This window comes from Planctomicrobium mucosum (genome assembly GCF_051466335.1).
Classification (GTDB): Bacteria; Planctomycetota; Planctomycetia; order Planctomycetales; family Planctomycetaceae; genus Planctomicrobium.
Map to the genome: position 1 here is coordinate 2014990 of NZ_CP195793.1, position 20176 is coordinate 2035165.

15 protein-coding genes and 1 tRNA gene are annotated in these 20176 nt (G+C 52.1%); 10 read left to right on the forward strand and 6 right to left on the reverse strand.

Going from position 1 to position 20176, the window contains the following annotated elements:
- The first annotated feature begins 317 nt into the window (after positions 1–317).
- Entirely contained in the window at positions 318–1445 is a 1128-nt protein-coding gene (locus SH668x_RS08180; protein ID WP_437188205.1) for a hypothetical protein, read from the forward strand.
- 172 nt (positions 1446–1617) lie between these two features.
- Here the strand turns inward: SH668x_RS08180 and SH668x_RS08185 are convergent, their stop codons facing one another.
- From SH668x_RS08185 to SH668x_RS08195, 3 genes are all read right to left on the reverse strand, one after another.
- Positions 1618–2055: a hypothetical protein gene (locus tag SH668x_RS08185; protein ID WP_437188206.1), complete on the reverse strand. Its 438-nt coding sequence runs from the start codon at positions 2053–2055 to the stop codon at positions 1618–1620.
- 211 nt (positions 2056–2266) lie between these two features.
- Positions 2267–3244, reverse strand: coding sequence for a DUF1559 family PulG-like putative transporter (locus tag SH668x_RS08190; RefSeq protein WP_437188207.1), 978 nt, complete (start codon positions 3242–3244; stop codon positions 2267–2269).
- Between the two features lie 665 nt (positions 3245–3909).
- Positions 3910–3996 (reverse strand) — tRNA-Ser (locus SH668x_RS08195).
- A 312-nt stretch (positions 3997–4308) separates the two neighbouring features.
- On the opposite strand from SH668x_RS08195, the gene SH668x_RS08200 reads away from it, so the two are divergent.
- Both SH668x_RS08200 and SH668x_RS08205 read left to right on the forward strand, forming a co-directional pair.
- Positions 4309–4821 (forward strand): shikimate kinase, encoded by a 513-nt coding sequence (locus tag SH668x_RS08200; RefSeq protein ID WP_437188208.1) that lies wholly within the window; start codon positions 4309–4311, stop codon positions 4819–4821.
- 157 nt (positions 4822–4978) lie between these two features.
- Positions 4979–6379: a prepilin peptidase gene (locus SH668x_RS08205; RefSeq protein WP_437188209.1), complete on the forward strand. Its 1401-nt coding sequence runs from the start codon at positions 4979–4981 to the stop codon at positions 6377–6379.
- Positions 6380–6449: 70 nt separating this feature from the next.
- Here SH668x_RS08205 and SH668x_RS08210 read toward each other — a convergent pair whose 3' ends face one another.
- A complete protein-coding gene (locus SH668x_RS08210) occupies positions 6450–7469 on the reverse strand; it encodes a sugar phosphate isomerase/epimerase family protein (protein WP_437188210.1) in 1020 nt (339 codons plus the stop codon).
- Between the two features lie 272 nt (positions 7470–7741).
- On the opposite strand from SH668x_RS08210, the gene SH668x_RS08215 reads away from it, so the two are divergent.
- Positions 7742–8959, forward strand: coding sequence for an argininosuccinate synthase (locus SH668x_RS08215; RefSeq protein WP_437188211.1), 1218 nt, complete (start codon positions 7742–7744; stop codon positions 8957–8959).
- Between the two features lie 84 nt (positions 8960–9043).
- Positions 9044–9742: an ATP-binding protein gene (locus SH668x_RS08220; RefSeq protein ID WP_437188524.1), complete on the forward strand. Its 699-nt coding sequence runs from the start codon at positions 9044–9046 to the stop codon at positions 9740–9742.
- Between the two features lie 69 nt (positions 9743–9811).
- Here SH668x_RS08220 and gdhA read toward each other — a convergent pair whose 3' ends face one another.
- Positions 9812–11155 (reverse strand): NADP-specific glutamate dehydrogenase, encoded by a 1344-nt coding sequence (gene gdhA, locus SH668x_RS08225; protein ID WP_437188212.1) that lies wholly within the window; start codon positions 11153–11155, stop codon positions 9812–9814.
- A 512-nt stretch (positions 11156–11667) separates the two neighbouring features.
- On the opposite strand from gdhA, the gene SH668x_RS08230 reads away from it, so the two are divergent.
- The 3 genes from SH668x_RS08230 to SH668x_RS08240 all read left to right on the forward strand — a co-directional run bounded on the left by SH668x_RS08230 (position 11668) and on the right by SH668x_RS08240 (position 16978).
- Positions 11668–14376, forward strand: coding sequence for a HEAT repeat domain-containing protein (locus SH668x_RS08230; protein WP_437188213.1), 2709 nt, complete (start codon positions 11668–11670; stop codon positions 14374–14376).
- A gap of 172 nt (positions 14377–14548) precedes the next feature.
- The gene (locus tag SH668x_RS08235; RefSeq protein ID WP_437188214.1) at positions 14549–15925 is read left to right on the forward strand and encodes a tRNA modification GTPase; all 1377 of its coding nucleotides are present in this window, start codon (positions 14549–14551) and stop codon (positions 15923–15925) included.
- A 48-nt stretch (positions 15926–15973) separates the two neighbouring features.
- Complete coding sequence (locus SH668x_RS08240; RefSeq protein ID WP_437188215.1) at positions 15974–16978, forward strand: hypothetical protein; 1005 nt, start codon at positions 15974–15976, stop codon at positions 16976–16978.
- Between the two features lie 23 nt (positions 16979–17001).
- On the opposite strand, the gene ispF is transcribed toward SH668x_RS08240, so the two are convergent.
- On the reverse strand, positions 17002–17490 hold the full coding sequence (gene ispF, locus SH668x_RS08245; RefSeq protein WP_437188216.1) for a 2-C-methyl-D-erythritol 2,4-cyclodiphosphate synthase: 489 nt from the start codon (positions 17488–17490) through the stop codon (positions 17002–17004).
- 430 nt (positions 17491–17920) lie between these two features.
- On the opposite strand from ispF, the gene SH668x_RS08250 reads away from it, so the two are divergent.
- Positions 17921–18127: a carbon storage regulator gene (locus SH668x_RS08250; protein ID WP_437188217.1), complete on the forward strand. Its 207-nt coding sequence runs from the start codon at positions 17921–17923 to the stop codon at positions 18125–18127.
- A gap of 64 nt (positions 18128–18191) precedes the next feature.
- The gene (locus SH668x_RS08255; RefSeq protein ID WP_437188218.1) at positions 18192–20126 is read left to right on the forward strand and encodes a S41 family peptidase; all 1935 of its coding nucleotides are present in this window, start codon (positions 18192–18194) and stop codon (positions 20124–20126) included.
- The last annotated feature ends 50 nt before the right edge of the window (positions 20127–20176 follow it).

Below are 20176 nucleotides of genomic sequence, written 5' to 3' on the forward strand. Positions count from 1 at the left end.
GGAGGGAGAAGGACTGAGGGATCGATCGTCTTCAGGGTGGCGAAGCCATTTGTGAATTCGCCGACGACTCGATTCCTGCTCTAACCTTCGCGATCGTGATTGTTTCGGTCAAGATCGGCTTTCGTTTCGATTCCTGATTTTGAAGCGAGGAGCTTGGAGTGGAGACGGCATTTTGAAGTTCCGCGAGTGTGAGATTCGCGATACAAAAATTGAACTTCGCCTCGAAGTTTTGCGTTCGGTCCCCTATTGTGCCTCTGTCGTGAGGAGGCGGATGAGGCCTCATAAACAAGCAGTGAAATGAGATAGGAAGACTCCGCATGTCTGATTCAGACTCTACTTACGGGGAGAGTGTGGATGGTGGGAAGGGGAGGATCTTCCCTTGCTTAACATGCGGTGCGGACATGGTTTTCGAAAAGGGGACCCAAAACCTCATCTGCAATCATTGTGGCGGTAAACGGGACATTGTGCTGCAGCCAAATGCTCGGGTGCAGGAACAAGACTTCGATGCGATGATGCAGAAGCTGATCGAGGAGAAGCAAAAAAAGGCCGAGACCGAGGCCCCAGCTGAACATCAAGAAGTCCAGTGTGAGGCGTGTGGGGCGACGGTCGCCTTTATCGGAACGTTGACGAGTTCATCGTGTCCCTACTGCGGAACTCCAATTCAACGGGCTCGAATTCACAAGGGGGGAAATCGAATCCCCGTGGACGCTCTGAGTCCGTTCGTCGTACGAGAAGATAAAGCACGGCAGATTTTCCAGAATTGGGTGAGCACCCGTTGGTTTGCGCCGAACAAATTTAAGCATGCAGGCGACGATGGCAAGTTCCAGGGGAGCTATCTTCCGTTCTGGACTTTCGATTCAATGACCTACACGCGGTATACCGGGCAACGCGGTGAGCACTATTATGTTACCGTCGGTAGTGGGAAGAACGAATCTCGGCAGCGGCGGACACGGTGGTATTCGACAAGCGGTCACGTTCGTCATTTTTTTGATGACCGACTCGTCTTTGCCGCCAAAGGGATGCCGACCAGCCTGATAAACAATCTCGGTCCATGGAAGTTGAATAAAGCGGTCCCATTCACACCGGAATATCTCGCAGGAATCACTGCAAGAACATACGACGTTGAACTGAAAGAGGGATACCAACTCGCCAAACGCCAGATGGAGACCGAAATAAGGTCGCTTTGCGAAGGGGATATCGGTGGAGATGACCAACGCCTTGATACTGTGGATACTCAGTTCGCCGATGTGACGTTCAAGCACATCCTGTTACCGATCTGGATTCTGGCTTATCAGTTTCACAACAAACCGTACGTCGTCGCGATTAATGCTGTCACCGGGAAATTAGATGGGCAGCGACCTTATAGTATGATCAAGATCGGCCTGGCGACTCTGCTCGGACTGATTGCATTCATAGTTGCTGGCACCGTATTGCAACAGAGATAGTTCGACAATGGACCAACTCATCAGATTTCAAGGCGGTTGTTGAGTCGAGCAATTGTATCGATGAAATACAAACAGCCTGTCTGTCTGAGATGACAAGCAGGCTGATCGGTGAATGACAATCTGTGGTCATTGCTCTCGTTCGGTTGGAACGAGCAACCCTGACGAGCGTTGATTACTTGGTTAAAGTAAAGTCTTCTTTGTTGGCTCCCGATTTGATGTCGACCTTGAGTTCGCTCTTCTTGTTGTACTTGTCGGGGATTGCTTCTTTTCGTTCGTCAATCTTTGTCCCAGCAGGCGTTGGTGATCCCGCTTCGATCTGCTTGCCGGTTTTCTTGTTCCACGAAATGTGAACCGTGTTATTGCCGAGCATCGGGCCATTTTCAGATGGAATGGAGTACGTGCCATTTGAAATAGCCCCTCCGGTGGAGGGCCCTTTTTCTGCGATGAAAGTAATTGAACCTTCTTCGACTGGTTCACCGTTGAAAGTGACCGATCCAGAAATTGAAGCACGGTTGTCGTTGCCGCCACCGCAACCGCTTAGGATAGGGCTGATTCCAAACGCGAAGATCGCGAGAAGCAGAGTCTGAGTTCTAAATTTCAAAGTGAGCATCCTTTTGCTCCGGACGACCAGTGCGTCGTCGATATGATTAATGTGAAATGGATGAAACTGAAGAACCACTCGCCACAAACAGATCGCTGGAAACGTTTGCAACGAGTGATTCGCTTTGTGATAAATTTTTAACGGCAGAAACAGCCGCGCAATTTGTATTGCCGCATTCATTTCTGCCGCAGTGCAAAATTAAATCATCATGGAATTCTCTTTAGAACTCTCCGATGACTTGGCCATCCGCGATAAAGCCGAGATTCCGCCAAGTCGTCAGATTGATGTTGTCGCTGACAAACCGCACCGAACCGTCTGCAAGCAATGCGTGAACACCGCCTGTGTGGCGACTTCGTGGGGAAACGAAGTTGGTGGACGTGTTTGAATCTGGAAGGCATGGAAGATTCATGAGCGGAAGGTTCGCTCCATTTGTGTTGCTGCATCCTTCATTCCATTCGAAGATTCGGTCTGGTGCGCGGCTGTTCGGAGTATTGGTCACGTGCATGTACTTGTCGCCAGCACGAGACGTATAAAAATGACCTCGCCAGTCTCCCGGAGTTCCAGTCAGGTATTCTGCCATCAGCATTGTGTTGGAAGTTCCATCCAGAATATGTGCGATCTTCGCTCCGCGGTTGGGGGCGAAGGCGGCGCGAGTTCCCTGGAGGTCAGCCCATGTTTCCCCATCATTCAGGCCGGAAGTGAACCCCATATAATTTGTGCAGGGGAGCTTCATTGGAATCTGCTTGGTGGGGTTCATTCCATCCGAAGGACAGAGGATTGAAGGGATTGCGACTCGCACTTCTTGTGGCCAAGCGGCCTCTGCGGACCCATCCCAGGGTGGAACACGTCCCCAATCTGCTGCCAGTGCGTTGTACATGGGAGCCTGATCGAGGTAGGGAAGAATGAAGTGGACGATATACGGCCATTCTGGTGCCCAGCTGGGCGGACGCATAATTGTCGCAGGGGGGAAGTTGCCAGCGATGTCGTGGTAGTTGTGAAGTGCCAATCCCAACTGTTTGAGGTTGTTCTTGCACTGCGAACGTCTTGCTGCCTCCCGAGCTTGCTGGACTGCCGGGAGGAGCAGTGCGATGAGGACCGCGATAATCGCGATCACGACGAGTAGTTCAATGAGCGTGAATCCAGTGTTCTTTGACCTTCTGGGCGCCGGGTGGCTGCACTGAAATATGAACCTCAACATACTGCACCTTTCAATCAATATGACGGAACGAGATGTTCTTGGGAATTCAGCGAGTCACGGACTCAGTGCCTCAACTATCTAATCAAACTCTGAGTTCTTAGAGACTCGAACGGGTTCCCGCCTGAGTAATGGGAAGCAGATGAAATGACGTGGTTAATCTGAACGCGTGAACAAATGCTGCGTTGTGGATGTGTTCTGTGTCTGTGAAGATTATCAGATGATTTTATTAGGTCAATCCTGGATTTTTTACTTAACCGATCAGTTGATCCAATTTTTCCGTTGAAGCGACGACGCCACAGAAGGTTGGGTCGAGGAGAAATCCACAGGAATGACCGCGTCTTGCACTGGCTGGTACTGTTTTTTGCGGGGAGCATCAGGCAAGCGACCGCAGTCGAACTATGATCAGTTCCGCGGGGATAGCTTGTTCGTCAACTGCATCGACTTCGACCGACCAAATCAAACTGGTGCGCAAGAGCGAGCCCAGAGTGTGGGGAAAGCATGATTCGAAAATTCGCGACTCAATCCGTGGGAAGACATTGTCCGAAGCAAATTTCGGGAGGGCGCGCGATCGGTCTTGTTCTCTCGAATCGCGACGACATGTGACAATTGAAGAAGCAAAAAAGAAAGCCCGTCGACTTCAAATGCCGACGGGCTTTCTTTTTGAGCGGAGAGGCAGGGATTCGAACCCTGGGTACCCGCGAGGGTACTCCGGTTTTCAAGACCGGTGCAATCGGCCGCTCTGCCACCTCTCCGTGTGAGCGATTCGCTGCTGACCGAGGAGTGTAAGCAATGGGCGGAACCATAGCAACGATCTACGGCTTTGGAATTTTTCGATTTCGGAGAGGTTCGAGTCTCCGTTTTTGCAGCGTGGAACCCAATTAAACCGCTCTCTTAACGATCGTTCTGTGTACAGCGACGTCGATTCCGCCTCTTGAGGCCTTGGACAATCCATTTTGGTCCGATGGCCTGCTGAAAGTTCGCGATTCGCAATCCCGGACGTGATGCCTGAAGGCTATGTATTCGTTATCTTTAAGGAATTGAGACCTCCAATCGGTGCGGCACACATGGCGATCACAATTATTGGATATCGTGGGACTGGGAAAACAACCGTCGGTGCGGAACTGGCACAGCGACTCGGATGGGAGTACATCGATACCGATCCTCAGATCGAAGCGAGAGCCGGGAAATCCATCAAAAACATCTTCGCGGAGGATGGGGAGCCTGCATTTCGTGATTTGGAACGTCAGGAGATTGCGAGGCATCTTGGACGCGGTGATGTCGTCCTTTCCGTCGGGGGAGGGGCTATTCTCTGCGAGAAGAACCGGCGACTGATGAGAGAAGCCGGGAAGGTGATCTGGCTCGTGGCAGAGGTCTCGACGATCGCAGCCAGGCTTCAGGGTGATCCGACAACCGCTGATCGCAGACCTACACTGACTGGAACCGACCCTTATAGCGAAATCGTCGAGGTATTGAACCGTCGAAAGCCGCTGTATGAGGCCGCTGCATCACACGTGATCGATACCGAAGGAAGACTCCCAGAGGCGATTGTCGACGAGATTCTCCGGCAGATCCGTTAATCGGTGGACTGTGTTTTCAGCATTGTGTTCGTCGGGGGCACGATGACAGAATGAAGCTTTTGAGGTTTTTGGAACTGTGGATGGTTGTTCAGTATCGCGAGGGATTTGTTCCCACTGAACTTTGGAAATTACTCCTTCTGTCAGGCACGCCCAATTCATGCTCGCGGTTGATTCTGCCATTCATCTTCGCATCGATCTCCCTCTCTGGATGCTGCTGCCATACCTGTTCATTCTGGGGGCGATTGTCGGCAGCTTTTTGAATGTGTGTATCTACCGCATTCCGACGCAGGAACGATTTCTCAATCAATTAAAGTCTCTTTCCAATCGACCTTCACATTGTCCACGATGCAAGACGGACATTCGGTGGTTTGACAATGTGCCAATCTTCGGGTGGTTGAGGTTGGGGGGGAGGTGCCGTGCATGCAAAATGCGGATTTCGCCCCGTTATCCGCTCATCGAATTTTTGAATGGGTGTTTGTGGGTACTGGTCTTCTGGATGGAAGTCCCGGTTTCAGTTACGAGCACTCTTGCTGACAGTTGCGTGTACTCGGCGCTGGGGCCGCAGGCTTACCCGGGATTGGGGGGCTGGTCCCCGGAATTTTTCGTGTTGCTGCGCTATTTCTTTCATATGATTCTGATCGAAGCACTGCTGGTCGCTTCGTTTATCGATTTTGATCTCCGAATCATTCCCGATGGTTCCACGCTGCCAGCGATGGCATTTGCGATCGTCACCAGCTTGATTTTTGGTTGCGTGCATCTGGTTCCGGTCTGGTTCCAAAGTCCGAACCTGGAACAGTCGTTTTCAGTGGTAACACCGGACTGGGTCCATCCGTTCCTCGGCGGCCCTGAGGTTCCTGCGTGGATTACTGCTCATCCTCATCTCCATGGACTGGCGATGAGTCTGGTCGGTCTGATTGTTGGGGGCGGAATTGTCTGGCTGGTGCGGCTGATGGGATTCTGGATCCTTCGTCAGGAAGCGATGGGTTTTGGTGACGTGATTCTCATGGGGATGGTCGGAGCGTTCATTGGCTGGCAGGCGTCGATCATCGCATTCTTCATTGCCCCGATTTGCGCATTAGTCGTTGTGGCGGCGAATTTCGTCTGGGAGATGGTGATGCGGATGGCGGGGCGGCGCAAGACGCTCGATCGCATGATCCCGTACGGCCCGTATCTGAGTTTAGGGACGCTCCTGACGATCCTGTTCTGGAATCCGCTATTTGAGGGGACCCGTCACTTTTTCGAGCTGGGGGTTTTGCTGATTCCGTTCACCGTATTGATGGGACTTTTGTTCTTCGCGGCGCTCTACAGCGTTCAACTGGTGAAACGGATTTTAGGAATTCAAACCGTATTCGAACCTGAAATGCAATCTTGGCGGCCAGCGGATCAGACTTGGTTCTTCAAAGGGGAAAACGTCAATCGTCATACTTGCCGGTGGAAAACTCGCGACTGGGATGGCTGTGCTTCATCTCATGGGACAATTCACGAGGAGCGTTGGCGAGGGGGCCAGAGTGGAGCAAGTGGTCTGGCTGCTCACTTCAAGAATACAATGAGGAAATGAAAAAGGCCGCACGTGGAAACTGGCCGAGTGGCGAGGCTCCGCATGCGGCAAAGATGCTGACTCTTGTCGGTTAAAATCCTCGAGCGATCTTGATGTCGTTCATGTTGCGGAGCTTGTACTCGATTCCGACGTAATCGAGCAGCGAACAGAGGGCCCGCACTGCGACTCCCATTCCATCTGGTCCGCTGAACCCGCCGAACTGTCCACCACCTTTCAGGTGCGGTTCCAGTTCCAGAAAAGTGCCGGGAAGGCCGAATTTCTGCATCCGGGCAGTTGCCGTCGGAATGTGCTCCCGGAAATCTCGCAAAATCGCCTCGTGTCCCGAATCCCCGATGTCGGCGGGGACGAAATTCTTGAGGCGTTCTTCATCGACGTAGCCCAGCCATTCAAGGTCCGGGTCGACGCAATAGTCCTTAATGTGGATCCAGCCGATGTAAGGTCGCATTGCAGCGTATTCCTCGAAACATTGAACCGGAGTCATGTTTTGAGAAGAGAGGTTACCGGCATCGTAGATCACCACGAGGTTGTCCCGGTTGAGCTTTTCGGCGAGTTCAGCGAGGAGACGACCGTTCTGGCCGATCAGATTCGCTTCGACTTCCAGCCCATAGACGATTCCATGTTTTGCGAATTCGTCAGCAATTTTTCCGATCAAGGCGACCGCTTGATCGACATATTGTGCCGGGTCTGTCCCTTTGGGGTGGTAGAAGGAAAAGCCTCGGATCAGTTTTGCATTCAGTGCGAGAGCGGCACGAATGGTGTTGGCGACTTCCCCTTGCATGTACTCTTCAAACGGGACGAATTTGTTGTGTGAACCATCATCCTGATCAAGTAATTTGATTTTGCCGATGCGTGAGCCAATGCTGGTGACGGACATTCCGTACTCAGCGTGAATTTTATTGAGCTCGGCAAGTTCCGCTTCGTTCAGCTCGACGACATGTTTGACCTGACCATTCCCGAGAACGTCCACGAAGCGGGGGCTGTAATATCTGAGCCCCAGGGCAGAGAGGGCTGCCATTTGTTCGATCGCAGTCTTTCGATTTGCAGCTTCATCTGCAAAAGCACTCAAATAGACAGATTTTGAAACTTCCATTGGGCATTCCCAGTAGGTGGGGGGCGAGCAGGTCAAGAGGCCGATTTTGGGGACCCAAATCCAATCCTGCAACAGACGGGACTTTCGGTTCGATTTGAGCAAATTGCAAAAAGTGAGACTCCCGACAACTTTTTTTCGTCTCGCTGGGTTGCACCTTGGATTGTCTTGCGAAGATTCGACATACTAGCAGGGGTAGACTCAGGCAGGCGGACGCTTGCTGAGGCTGCATTTCCATACAGTAAGTTGTTCATTGAACTTTGGCTGAGGCTGTCATGTCGGAATCTGTAGTATTGGCGTATAGCGGTGGGTTGGACACGTCTGTGCTGGTCGCCTGGTTGATCGATCAGGGCTTGGATGTTCACTGCCTGTATGTCGATCTGGGGCAGCCCTGTGAAGACATCGAAGCCATTCTGAAGAAGGCAATGGATATCGGCGCGAAAACAGCAATCGCCGTTGACGTCCAGAATGAGCTTTGCAGCGACTTCGCGTTTCCTGTGCTGCAATGGCAAGCCAAGTACGAAAACATTTACTTGCTCGGAACCAGCATTGCCCGTCCGCTGATCGCGAAGGCCTGTTTGCAACGTGCTCGCGAAGTCGGTGCGTCCGGATTCGTGCACGGAGCGACAGGGAAGGGGAACGATCAATGCCGTTTCCAGTTGGCAGCAGAAGCACTCGATCCAAAGTGCAAGATCATCGCTCCTTGGCGAGTCGAATCGTTCCGCGAACAGTTTCCTGGCCGAACCGAGATGCTCGCTTACTGCGAGAAAAAAGGGATTCCGGTCAAGGCGACCGCCAAAAAGCCTTATTCTTCTGACGAGAACTGTCTGCACATCAGCTACGAAGCTGGTCTGTTGGAAGACCCTGCAGTCGACGGGATTCCGGTCATTGATTTCGGGATGACGATTTCTCCTCAGCAGGCTCCTGATCAGGAAACAACAGTCACCATTCACTTCGAGTCGGGTGTTCCAACCGCAATTGACGGCAAGGAACTCTCCGCTGTCGAGATCGTCAAAACACTCAACAAGCTCGCAGGAGCCAATGGTGTTGGGCGAATCGACATTGTTGAAAACCGATTTGTCGGAATGAAGAGCCGCGGTGTTTATGAAGCTCCGGGGATGACCTGCCTGTACGCTGCTCATCAGGCATTGGAGCAACTGACTCTCGACCGTGACGCGACTCACTTGCGTGACCGCTTGAGTCCTGAAGTGGCTGAGATGGTTTATTACGGCTTCTGGTACTGTGCGAAGATGGACGCTTTGATGGCGTTCATCAACGAACTTCAGAAACCAGTTACGGGCGACGTGACACTTGGCCTGTACAAAGGGAACGTCCGCGTCACCAGCCGAACCTCGCCAGTCAGTCTGTACGACGAGGCGATTGCGAGCATGGAAGGGGGCGGAAGCTACAACCAGACTGACGCTGAAGGCTTCCTCCGCATCATGGGCTTGCCACTCCGAGTGCAGGGGCAGGTTCGTCCTCGTGCATACTAATCTGATATGCACCGCATGAGTTTTGTCCAGCCGTACATGAATCGTGTACGGCTGGATTTTTTCTGTCAGTACAAAGGGCTTGCGATGTCAGTCACGATCTCAGCAAACAGAAGCAAGCGGGTCGCTGTCTCCTGGAGTTCCGGAAAAGATTGCGCATGGGTGTTGCATCTGCTCCGTCAGGACCCTGATGTTGACGTTGTCGCGCTGTGTACGACATTCAACGAAGAATTCGATCGAGTGGGGATGCACGCTGTTCGAAGCGAGTTGGTCGAGTTGCAGGCTGAGCGGGTCGCACTTCCTCTCCATCGTGTCAACTTGCCGTGGCCGTGCTCGAATGAGAATTATGAGCGGAAGTTTGGGGAACTTTTGGAAGTGCTCGCTGCGAAGGGGGCGACACATTTAGCATTCGGCGATTTGTTTCTCGAAGACATTCGCGACTACCGGATTCGACTACTCAGCGGATCGGGGATCACACCGATCTCTCCAGCTTGGGTTGGAAGGGCGGGAACCGCTTTGCTGGCTCGACAAATGATCGACTCTGGCTTTGAGTCTGTACTGACATGCGTCGATCCGCGTGTTTTGGACGAATCCTTTTTGGGGCGTCGATTCGATTCGTCTCTGCTTCGCGATCTCCCGGGAAATGTCGACCCATGCGGAGAAAACGGTGAGTTTCACACCTTTTGCACGCATGGGCCGATCTTTAGTTCTCCTCTGGATGTCAGCACGGGAGAACGAGTGGATCGAGAGGGATTTTGCTTCATCGATTTGACGAAATCGAAATGAAAAAGGAGTTGCACGTTCCCGATGCAACTCCTTTTTCATTTCTTCATTTGCAGTCGATGGTGGACTCGCTTAAACGAGACCTTGGGCCATCGTTGCACGTGCCAGCTTCAGGAAGCCTGCAATGTTGGCACCACGCACCAGATTTCCGGGAGTGCCATACTCATCGGCTGCTTCAGAGCAGTTCTGATGAATCGACTTCATGATCTGGCGGAGCTTAGCGTCGGTTTCTTCAAATCCCCACGCTTCACGGCAAGCATTCTGCTGCATCTCGAGGCCGGATGTGGCCACTCCTCCCGCATTGGCAGCTTTACCTGGTCCAAACAGAACGCCCGCCTCAAGGAAGACCTGGACAGCGTCCGGAGTGCTGGGCATGTTTGCCCCTTCTCCAACTGCGACGACACCGTTCTTCACGAGAATTGCAGCATCTTTGCCTGTCAGTTCGTTCTGTGTCGCTGATGGCATTGCCACGTCACAGGGGACCGACCAGATGTTTCCGTCCGCGACGTAATGCGCTGTTTTGTGAAGATTCGCATATTCGCTGATGCGGCGTCGCTCGATTTCCTTAAGCTGCTGCATCGTCTCGAAATTGATTCCAGATTCGTCGACGATGATGCCGTCGGAATCGCTCATGGCGACGACTTTTCCGCCGAGTTCGATCACCTTCTGCAATGCGTAAATCGCGACATTTCCGGAACCGGAGACGACGACTTTCTTTCCTTCAAAGTTCTGCTTACGCGAGGCGAGCATGTTCTCGACGAAGTAAGTACACCCATAGCCTGTCGCTTCTTTGCGAACCTGGCTTCCCCCGTAGACAATCCCTTTTCCGGTGAGCACACCTGCTTCAAACTTGTTGGTCAGCCGTTTGTACTGCCCGAACAAATAGCCGATTTCGCGGCCACCGACGCCAATGTCCCCCGCTGGTACGTCGGTATATTCTCCAATGATGCGCCAGAGTTCTGTCATGAACGACTGGCAGAATCGCATCACTTCTGAATCGGATTTCCCTTTAGGGTCGAAGTCGGATCCCCCTTTGGCTGCTCCGATAGGAAGTCCTGTGAGCGAGTTTTTGAAGATCTGCTCAAAGCCGAGGAACTTGATGATGCCCAGATAAACGGAGGGATGGAAACGAATTCCTCCCTTGTATGGTCCGAGGGCACTGTTGAACTGCACCCGGAATCCGCGATTGATCTGGATTTCACCTTTGTCGTCCTGCCAGGGGACTCGGAAGATCAATTGGCGCTCGGGCTCACAGACCCGCTGAAGCACTTTGGCGTCTGCGAATTCACGGTGTTTTGCCAGAACCGGGCCAAGGGTTTCAATGACTTCACGCGCTGCCTGATGAAACTCAAGTTCATTGGCGTTGCGTTTCACGACTTCCTGATAAATTGACTCTAAATCTTCCGATAGGGCCATTTGGTTTCTCTTTCTGACGAGGCTTCAGAATGAAAGGTAAAATGTCCTGTGCACCTGATCCGAATCTGGAAATTGCGATACGGCGTATCAGTGAAAACGAGTTAGTCGGAATCACTCAATTCGCCCTCATGGGGGAAGCGGCTGTCGTGAAATCCGCAACGCAAATCGATATCCCGAAAAGGGACATGTTTTGAGGAGCAGTGAGGAGACCCTCACATTGACTTCGTTCAGAATGCGGATCGATTTGACACAGAACAGCCGGGCAGTGTCGGGACTCTTGGCTCTCTGGTCAAGTTCGCTCAATCGTGGGAAGGAGGGGACGATTGTTGCTCCGCTCACCTCTGACAGTGTGAAATTCGCTATTTTACACTGACGAGGGTATTTGATGATGTTACGATAGGGGCGACCCAAGGGGATTTCATCTTGGTGCGGTTATTTACGGTTGCAGCGGTCCACTCATCCTGACGGTTCCGTGAATCGCTGATTACTTCATGAATTGCTGAAACGAATCCATGAAATCGAGCAGTCTACAGCAGCGCATTCACGTTCGGTTTCGAGAACTTCTGGTACTCGTTCTGGTTTTAATCTCTCGTTCAGGTTCGGCTGCTGAACTTGATCCGCTCGACCTTGTCTGGAGTGGAACTTCCCAGGCTGTCCGTGACTTTATCCTTCGCACCGCAGACCTTCCGGGAGGGGAAGTTGTGCGACCCCTTGCCGACGCTCCAATCATGGTCTGGTGCGAACGTGGATTTCTCGGATCAGATAATGTTTACGCCGATGAGAGCAACCGTTATTGCGTTCTTCGGCTGATGATCGGGAATCAAACCGACCACGACATTCAGGTTACGTCAGATTCGATCGAGCTCAAAGTTGGTGAAACGCGATTCAAAATCGGGGCGGCTTCAAAAATGTCGCGACAGATGCCTCTCGAGATCGATTGGCATGAAGACGGCAACACACGACCCCAGTTTCAACTTCGGACACCGCAGAAACTGAACATCCCGCAAGGAAAGGCAGTGGCGTTCTGGTGTGTGTTCGCTGGATTTGAACCGATTCCGGTCGTTCCCCCGATGCTTCTCTCCATTCGCACCGAGACCGGCGAAGTTGTAAATCTGGACGTCATTCAACAACAGAACGCTCGTCTTGGACTGAAAACAGCTGAAATCGGCCCTCAAAAGTCGTTGGTGATTTTGAGCATTATGGGGCAGTTGAATCGATTCAACTGTGCGTATCTCGCGTCTGAGATGAAAGCGTTGTCTCAAAATGGAGGGAAACGATTTCTCGTCGAATGGGGACCAGATGCTCAGCCGTCGGATGACGTACTGATCGGGTGGCTATTGTCGATGAATGCAGCCAGTCGTGAGGGGAATCCACTCGAGATGCAGCTCCCCGTTCTCCCGGCGTCGAGACAGGTCGTACTCGCAAATCTGACTGACGGAAACCGTGAAGTCGAAGATTGGGCCGATGAGACACAAGGGGTGTACCGGGAATCGCGTGTCGGGGCGATTGCAGCCCTGCGTGATGTGTTCGAACGGGTTGATTCCAGCACGATCGAGCAGGAACTCGCTAACGGGCATACCTGGTCTCAGGAAGCCGCGATGATCGTGGGTGGGGAGCGGCTCGATCCAAAGGCGATTCCTCTTCTAATTGAATTATCACACTCAGCGAACCCGGATTTACAGGCTGCCGCTGCAATTGCACTCGGTGAGCAGTCCTCGCCTCTTGCTGCAAACCGGCTGCAGGAGATGGTCAAGAGTCAGAATACAGACCTGACGCGAGCAGCGTTTCGGGGGTTGTTGCAAACGCCAACTCCGGCTCACCGCACTAATGTTCTGGCGATGCTGGCACAGGGGACTGTTCGATTACCCGGTCCTGAAATCTTTCGGCTGTTGGCCGACAATTATCACCCGGATTGGCAGACGTATCTCGCTGCCGGAGTGAACGATCCAGATGCAAAAAACCGGGAAGCGGCACTCGAAGTTCTGTACCAGATTGGGCATCCCCAGCTGGACAGAATGTGTCAAATCGCGTTGTCCGATCCGGAGGAAGCTGTCCGAGTCCAATCGTTTCGGATTTTGATGGACCGTACCGATCGAGCTTCATTGGAAGCCGCAAGTCAGTATTCGCTCGCGGAGCTCTCACAAGGGAAGATCACTCCACAGATTCTTGAGCACGTGGACCGGACTCGAGACTCGAGGGCAGCTTCTGCACTTCTTGTTGAACTCGAAAAACTGAATGGATCGCGTCATCGACTGATTGAAGTGATCGGGGCGATCGGGACTGAAAAGCATCTGGAGGCAGTTGTTGCCAGCGTGGGGAAATACTCTGACGATGAGCAAGTCATCGTCGTGTCATTGTTGCCACGATTATCGCTGGACCTTCAGCTCAAGGTGCTCGGGGATCTGGCAGCTTCGCCGGTCGCAAGCGTTCGCTACGCTGCGGTTGGGAATCTGAAATCGATCGGAAATGAAGAAGCACTGACGATTCTCGGTCGGATGTTGGAGAACGAAGCCAATGAGGGTGATCCTCTCGTCGTGTGTGTCGCGATGGGAGAGATTGGAACGGAAGGAGCAATTCGCCGGCTGCGCTCTTATCAGGAGAAGGTGATTCAGGCTCAGGATAACAATGGAATCGCAGCGGTGGATCAGGCGTTCAAGGCATGGCGTTCCCGGTTTCCGGGTTACAGTTTTGTCGAGTCTGGTTTCGCCTACGTCTCTGCCGAGGACGAAGAGCAGGCTTTGAAGGCGTTCTCAATGGCGATCATGATCAATCCAGAGTTGGCGGACGCCTATTCTTCTCGCGGCAACGTCTATCTGCGCCGGAACGAGTTTGAGAAGGCTGATGTCGATTTTCGGAAAGCGATGAAACTGGACATTCATGACGGACAGGCATTGACGGGCGTCGCGATCGTCGCAGCGATCATCGGGGACTGGGAATCGGCTGTTAGTATGGTCGAGGTGAACGCGCCGAGATTTCGGACTGACCGCTTTTACTCCTACAACTCAGCCTGTGTCTATTCCCGATGTGTCGAGCGACTTCGTCAATCGACCGATTCGCCTGACGTCAAAGAAAAGATTGCCAATTTCGAAAAACTTGCGATCGAACGTCTGCAAGAGTCAATTACCCGCGGTTTTTCTCAGTTTGAATGGATGAAAGAAGATCCGGATCTCAGTGCAATTCGGGACCTTCCTGCTTTCCATCAATTGGAAGAGATGGAATAACTGCGGAGTCTTGTGCCGTTGCATCAAGATTACTTTGGAGCACTTCTGCGCTTATAGCTGGGCCAAAATCGCTTCTGGTCTGCTGGTTTCTGTCGGAAAAATGTGGGATGCTTTCCGCTTGCTCGCGTTTTTGTGCGAGGAAATGTGTTACTCCGAAAAAGCCTGAAGTGCGATGAGATTCACGCTGGACGATACAATTGCTGCGATTGCCTCCGCTCCCGGTCCAGCGTTCCGGGGAATCATTCGCGTGAGCGGTCCCGACACTCCAGCTGTCCTGAATAAGCTCCTGATGACAGAGAGCTGGCAGGGGAATCGGGAAAAGCAATCCCGGAGAATTTCAATCCTCATTCCTGTCGGGGATGGACGCGTCTCGATTCCGGCTGACCTTCTTTATTGGCCAACCGCTCGTAGCTTCACTGGAGAAACTCTGGGTGAGCTACATCTTGTGGGCTCTCCACCGCTGTTGAATGAAGTGCTCGCCAAGATTCTTGTGAACGGAGCACGACCTGCAGAAAAAGGGGAATTCACGTTACGTGCGTTCCTGGCTGGTCGAATTGATCTGGTTCAGGCGGAGGCTGTTCTTGGCGTGATTGATGCAGGTGATTCTGGAGAACTCAAAACCGCACTCGCGCAGCTGGCGGGTGGGATTTCAACTCGTATGGCTGACTTGCGGGAAGAATTGTTATTGCATCTCGCTGATCTGGAAGCTGGGTTGGATTTTGTTGAAGAAGACATTGAGTTCGTTGCCCGTGAAGAACTGACCAGAAGGCTGAACGCAGCCCATTCGATGATCTCGGCGTTGCTGTTACAAGCTTCTGGACGCATGCAATCACATGGGCGAAAGAAGGTCGTCCTCGCAGGGCTCCCCAATGCGGGGAAGAGCACGCTGTTCAATCGACTGGTTGGTAAAGAGGCGGCGTTGGTATCCCCGATTGCGGGTACCACTCGCGATTATCTGTCTGCCCCTGTATCCCATTCTGGGGTCACTTTCGAACTGATTGATACTGCGGGGTGGGAGCAGGCACGAGACGGGATCGAAGCTGCTGCCGCGGAACTTCGGTCTGATCAACTTCAACGTGCTGACTTGGTTGTCTGGTGTACTTCCGCTGAGGATAATCCTGAGAGTTTGGAATCCGATGAACAGCTCTATTTGCAGTGTCGGGAAGTGGCCACGCAGGTGCTGAGAGTCCGGACGAAGGCGGACCAATCATCGACAAATAAGCATGCTGACAAACTGGACGACCTGTCGGTTTCGGTTCAGGAAGAGATCGGTTTAGAGGAAATGCTTGATGGTGTGGTCAAGCATTTATCCAGTGCTCGAAGTGACGCCGAACTGATCGGGGCAACCGCTGCGCGGTGTCGTGAAAGCCTTCAACATTCGTTGTTGGGAATTGAACGGGCTCTCGAACTGATCGAGATTCAAGCGGGAGATGAATTGATTTCATTAGAACTGCGGGACGTGTTGGATCAGTTGGGCCGAATTCTTGGTCAAGTTTATACCGACGACATTCTGGATCGCATCTTCAGTCGATTCTGCATTGGAAAATAGTGGATCGTTTGCTGTTCATATGGCTGTGATTCACGAAGTTTGCTGGGTATGAAGGTTTCCGTTGAAATGAATCAGAATGCAGATGTCGGAGGAGTTGCGGGGCTTTTTGTTGGCATGGATGAAGCTGGCTATGGCCCAAATCTCGGGCCACTCGTGATCGTCGCCACTCGTTGGGCGCTCCCAGAGGTGCCTCAGCAATGCGAGCTTTATAAGTTGCTTCAGGGCATCGTGAGTGTGAGCAGGGATCGGCTCGGGCAGAAATTGCACATCGCGGATTCGAAGGTTGTGCATGTTGGTAAGCACGGGTTCCGCGCCTTGGAAACTTCCGCATTGACGTTATTGCAGTCGTTGGGGTGGAAGACAGACACGTTTCAAGGATTGTGGCGGCAACTTATTGGGGGTGAAGCCTATGACAAGCAAGTCCAGCATTTGGCCCCCTGGTATGTCGACGATCTCAAGCTTCCCGTCGCTGCTGAAGCATCGGTGATTCGCGGCATGATGCAGAAATTGCAGTCTTGCATGGAGATCTCGGGGGCAACGTTGCTGGACGTGCGAGGCGATCTCATCGTTGAGGAGAGATTCAATCAGGAAGTGGAGCGATTCTCGAATAACAAAGGACAAGTGCTGTCGCAGAACGCCTTTCGATTACTTCGGTCGACGTGGGATCCAGGAGAGACTGTGCCGACTCTCTTCGTTGGGGACAAGCACGGCGGTCGGAATCGGTATGATGAACTCTTGGCGGGTGTGATGGATGGGGAGATGATTCTGAGGTTGGAAGAGGGCCAGCAGATGAGCCGGTATCGTGTGGGATGCACTGAATTGCGCTTTCAAGTCGGTGGAGAATCGCATTTACCGGTCGCTTGTGCGTCGATTATCGCGAAGTATCTGCGAGAGTTATCGATGGATCTTTTGAATCAGTACTGGGAGAAATTGTGTCCAGGAGTGAAACCGACGCGAGGTTATCCGATGGACGCTCGGCGATTTCGGGACGATGTCAACGACGTCCGCCAGAAGTTGGGGCTTTGTGATCAGCTTTTCTGGAGAAGTCGTTAATACAGTTTGTGCAGCGGGCGGAGTCAATTACCTGTATCACGGAAGAGAAGGACGACGACTTCCGCGGAAATCGCTTCCTCGCGGCCGATCGGGCCCACTTTCTCACCTGTTTTCGCTTTGACGCTCACTTGCGAAATGTCGACTTTTAAGAGCTTGGCAAGTTCGGCTCGAATCGGGTCTTTGAACGAAGAGAGCTTCGGACGCTGGGCGAAGACAATGCAGTCTGCGTTTCCGATCTTCCAGCCTTCGCTGAAAACTTTGTTGAGCACACCTTGAAGCAGTGCGACTGAGTTCGCCCCGCGGTATGCAGGATCGGTGTCCGGGTACCACTCGCCAATGTCTCCCCATGCGAGCGCTCCCAAAATGGCGTCCGTCAGGGCATGCAGGAGGACGTCGCCGTCGCTGTGAGCGACGCATCCCTTTTCGTGCGGGATTTCTAACCCGCCGATCACGAGCCGAAGCTCCGGCGCAAGGCGATGGGTGTCGTGTCCTAGTCCAATCCGCATGTTCATGGGGGTGACCTCTCCAGGTGAAGTAGCGACTATAGATGCAACTGTTTGTTTTCGTCAAAAGAGGAGACGCCCGTTCAGTTGTGTCATCCTGTCGTGGACAGAAGCTTCGTCTACCATTCGGCAGTGATTGCCGAATGTCTCCAAATCGATGTCGTGTCAAATTGTAATGTCGCCAATTTGTGAGAAAGAAGGGCTTCAAGCTTACAAAGAAGTTCTTCGATTTCTGTCAATGCCAATGTTTTCGTGGTGTTGAAAATAATTTTTAATTGTTTTTTAGTAAGTGGTTGCGTTTAAATTTCTGTTGTTGTTTTTGGAAATGGCACGCTCTCTGCATTAGGTCTTTTCAGATGGCAGCGACAAAGACAAGTTCAGTGAAACTGCCAAGACTTGATGAAATTTGTCAAAAATTCCAAGGACAAGGAACGCGATTATGTTGGTTTTGACACGTAAGAAGGATGAGACGATTCGAATTGGTGACTCGATTGTAATCAAAGTGATTTCATGCGGTCACGGCAAAGCGAAGATCGGAATTGAAGCCCCAGTCACCACTCGAGTGCTTCGAGGCGAGATCCTGGCGGCACTCCAAAAGGCCGTTTGTGACGGCGAAGAACAAAAAAATTCACTTGTCGCCCACTAAATTTCAAAAACGACTCATTGACGCTGATTACAGACCTGAAACACTTCTCACTGGAATGACTCCTATGAAGACGACACACAATAATTCGAACAGCTCTTTCGTCCTCGCAATGGTAATGACTCTGGTTGTTACCTGCGGATTTCTGAATGCTTCCGAGCCAATCAATACCAGCTCTGCACTGGTTCCTGTGACATCTGAAAATGACGTCATCAGCAACAGTTTCGTGCAAGTTCGCCACGAAGCGATGAACGAAAATGGAATCGGCATACCTCGGGCTCGTGAAGATGTTGTCCCCTTGAAGACAACATACGGGGATAGCCAGAACCCGGTTGAGATTTCCAACGCGAAGATCACCAACCGAGCGACGGATGCAAAGATGCAAGGGTTTCTTGCACGAACAAGCATGAATCAGTTGGTGACCGTTTACCGCGAAGCATCTCAGATGGTTGATCAGCGACACGTTGATCCGCCTGCAGTCGAAATGCGATCCAGAAGCTCGATTCAGAACGTGATTTACGCTCTCAACAACGAGCACTTTCTTCGGGCAGGCAATGCAAGTATCAATGTTCAGGGGATTCAGAACGTACAGGGACAGCTCCAGCAGCTGATGAATCAGCCAGCTCGAGACACAAATCAGGCTGTGGCGTTAATGCAGACAGTTGCTGAAACTGTGAACCGAGGAACAGGGATTCGACGCGAAGCGGTTGCACTTGAGTTCTTGAACGGAATGTTGGATTCCTTGGACAAGTACTCTTCCTTTATGCCAGAAAGTGGTTCGGCGAGTAACGGAGCCATGATTGACAGTGCGACCGTCACAGCTTCTCTCGAAGAGAATATCGTCGGCTTGGGAGTTGAATTGAAGGCACATGCACAAGGGGTGGAGCTGGTTGGTATTGTTGAGAACAGCCCAGCAGCACAACTTGGACTTCAGGAGGGCGATTTGATTGTCGCAATCAATCAGCAGAGCATGGCTGGAAAGAGTTTGAACGAGATTGCAGACAAGTTGGCTGGTCCAGCTGGAAGCTCGGTCACATTGGACATCGTACGAAATGGGCAGAAGTATCGAGGTGCAGCAGTTCGTCGTAGCTTCTACGTCGGAAGTGTGGCTGGGACCAAAATGATCGATACTGTGAACGGAGTGGGTTACATCCGACTCAAGCAATTCTCGGCTTCTTCTGCAAAGGATTTGGAAAAGGCTTTGTTCACTCTCCACAATCAGGGAATGAAGAGCCTGGTGTTCGACTTGCGAGGTAACCCAGGAGGATTGCTCGACGTCTGCATCGAAATGTCGGATATGTTTCTCCCACGAGGAACAATTGTCTCCACAAAGGGTCGAAACGCATCTGACAACTCCACATCGACAGCTTCTCAGCCAAAGACCTGGAGTGTGCCGTTAGTGGTTCTTGTTGACGATAACTCTGCAAGTGCCAGCGAGATTTTCGCAGCAGCGATTCAGGAAAATGGACGAGGTGTGATTGTCGGTCGGAATTCATATGGAAAGGGAACTGTTCAGACTCACTTCCCAATGAACTCCGTTCCAGCAATCCTGAAGTTGACGACAGCCAAGTTTTACTCTCCATCAGGACGTGAAATGGCTGGTGCAGGAGTCGCTCCTGACGTCCCAACAGCAGCTCCTGCTGAGGGACGGGTGAGCAACAACGACAGCGACGTGCAGACAGCTCGACAGGTCATCGCTTACGGTGCTCCTGGACAGATGGCTACGAATCAGACTGGGAATAGTGCGGGGAACAAGGCTCCAATCAACTTCCTGCCAGCAAACAACAATAACAATTACAACTTGGGGAACTACACTCCAAATTACAACACCAACTTCAACCCAGCTGGTCACTCCAACATCAACTACAACGGTTACAATGTCGGGAACGGAAGCGACCGTGGTTTCCACTCCCTGAGCAACCCACACGCTGCTCCAAACAGTAACTACGGTGGAGTCAACAACACCGGACGCGGTTTGCCAGAAGGTGTTCGTGAGTACTAATCTGGTTTGAGTAACGCAAGCTACTCAGTAAGAGCCCGGTGATGAAAATC

What these genes read in the sequence shown, in the direction of transcription:
- SH668x_RS08180 (WP_437188205.1), top strand. Translation starts at nt 318, where the DNA reads ATGTCTGATTCAGACTCTACTTACGGGGAGAGTGTGGATGGTGGGAAG.
- SH668x_RS08185 (WP_437188206.1), bottom strand. Translation starts at nt 2,055, where the DNA reads ATGCTCACTTTGAAATTTAGAACTCAGACTCTGCTTCTCGCGATCTTC.
- SH668x_RS08190 (WP_437188207.1), bottom strand. Translation starts at nt 3,244, where the DNA reads ATGTTGAGGTTCATATTTCAGTGCAGCCACCCGGCGCCCAGAAGGTCA.
- SH668x_RS08200 (WP_437188208.1), top strand. Translation starts at nt 4,309, where the DNA reads ATGGCGATCACAATTATTGGATATCGTGGGACTGGGAAAACAACCGTC.
- SH668x_RS08205 (WP_437188209.1), top strand. Translation starts at nt 4,979, where the DNA reads ATGCTCGCGGTTGATTCTGCCATTCATCTTCGCATCGATCTCCCTCTC.
- SH668x_RS08210 (WP_437188210.1), bottom strand. Translation starts at nt 7,469, where the DNA reads ATGGAAGTTTCAAAATCTGTCTATTTGAGTGCTTTTGCAGATGAAGCT.
- SH668x_RS08215 (WP_437188211.1), top strand. Translation starts at nt 7,742, where the DNA reads ATGTCGGAATCTGTAGTATTGGCGTATAGCGGTGGGTTGGACACGTCT.
- SH668x_RS08220 (WP_437188524.1), top strand. Translation starts at nt 9,044, where the DNA reads ATGTCAGTCACGATCTCAGCAAACAGAAGCAAGCGGGTCGCTGTCTCC.
- gdhA (WP_437188212.1), bottom strand. Translation starts at nt 11,155, where the DNA reads ATGGCCCTATCGGAAGATTTAGAGTCAATTTATCAGGAAGTCGTGAAA.
- SH668x_RS08230 (WP_437188213.1), top strand. Translation starts at nt 11,668, where the DNA reads ATGAAATCGAGCAGTCTACAGCAGCGCATTCACGTTCGGTTTCGAGAA.
- SH668x_RS08235 (WP_437188214.1), top strand. Translation starts at nt 14,549, where the DNA reads ATGAGATTCACGCTGGACGATACAATTGCTGCGATTGCCTCCGCTCCC.
- SH668x_RS08240 (WP_437188215.1), top strand. Translation starts at nt 15,974, where the DNA reads ATGAAGGTTTCCGTTGAAATGAATCAGAATGCAGATGTCGGAGGAGTT.
- ispF (WP_437188216.1), bottom strand. Translation starts at nt 17,490, where the DNA reads ATGAACATGCGGATTGGACTAGGACACGACACCCATCGCCTTGCGCCG.
- SH668x_RS08250 (WP_437188217.1), top strand. Translation starts at nt 17,921, where the DNA reads ATGTTGGTTTTGACACGTAAGAAGGATGAGACGATTCGAATTGGTGAC.
- SH668x_RS08255 (WP_437188218.1), top strand. Translation starts at nt 18,192, where the DNA reads ATGAAGACGACACACAATAATTCGAACAGCTCTTTCGTCCTCGCAATG.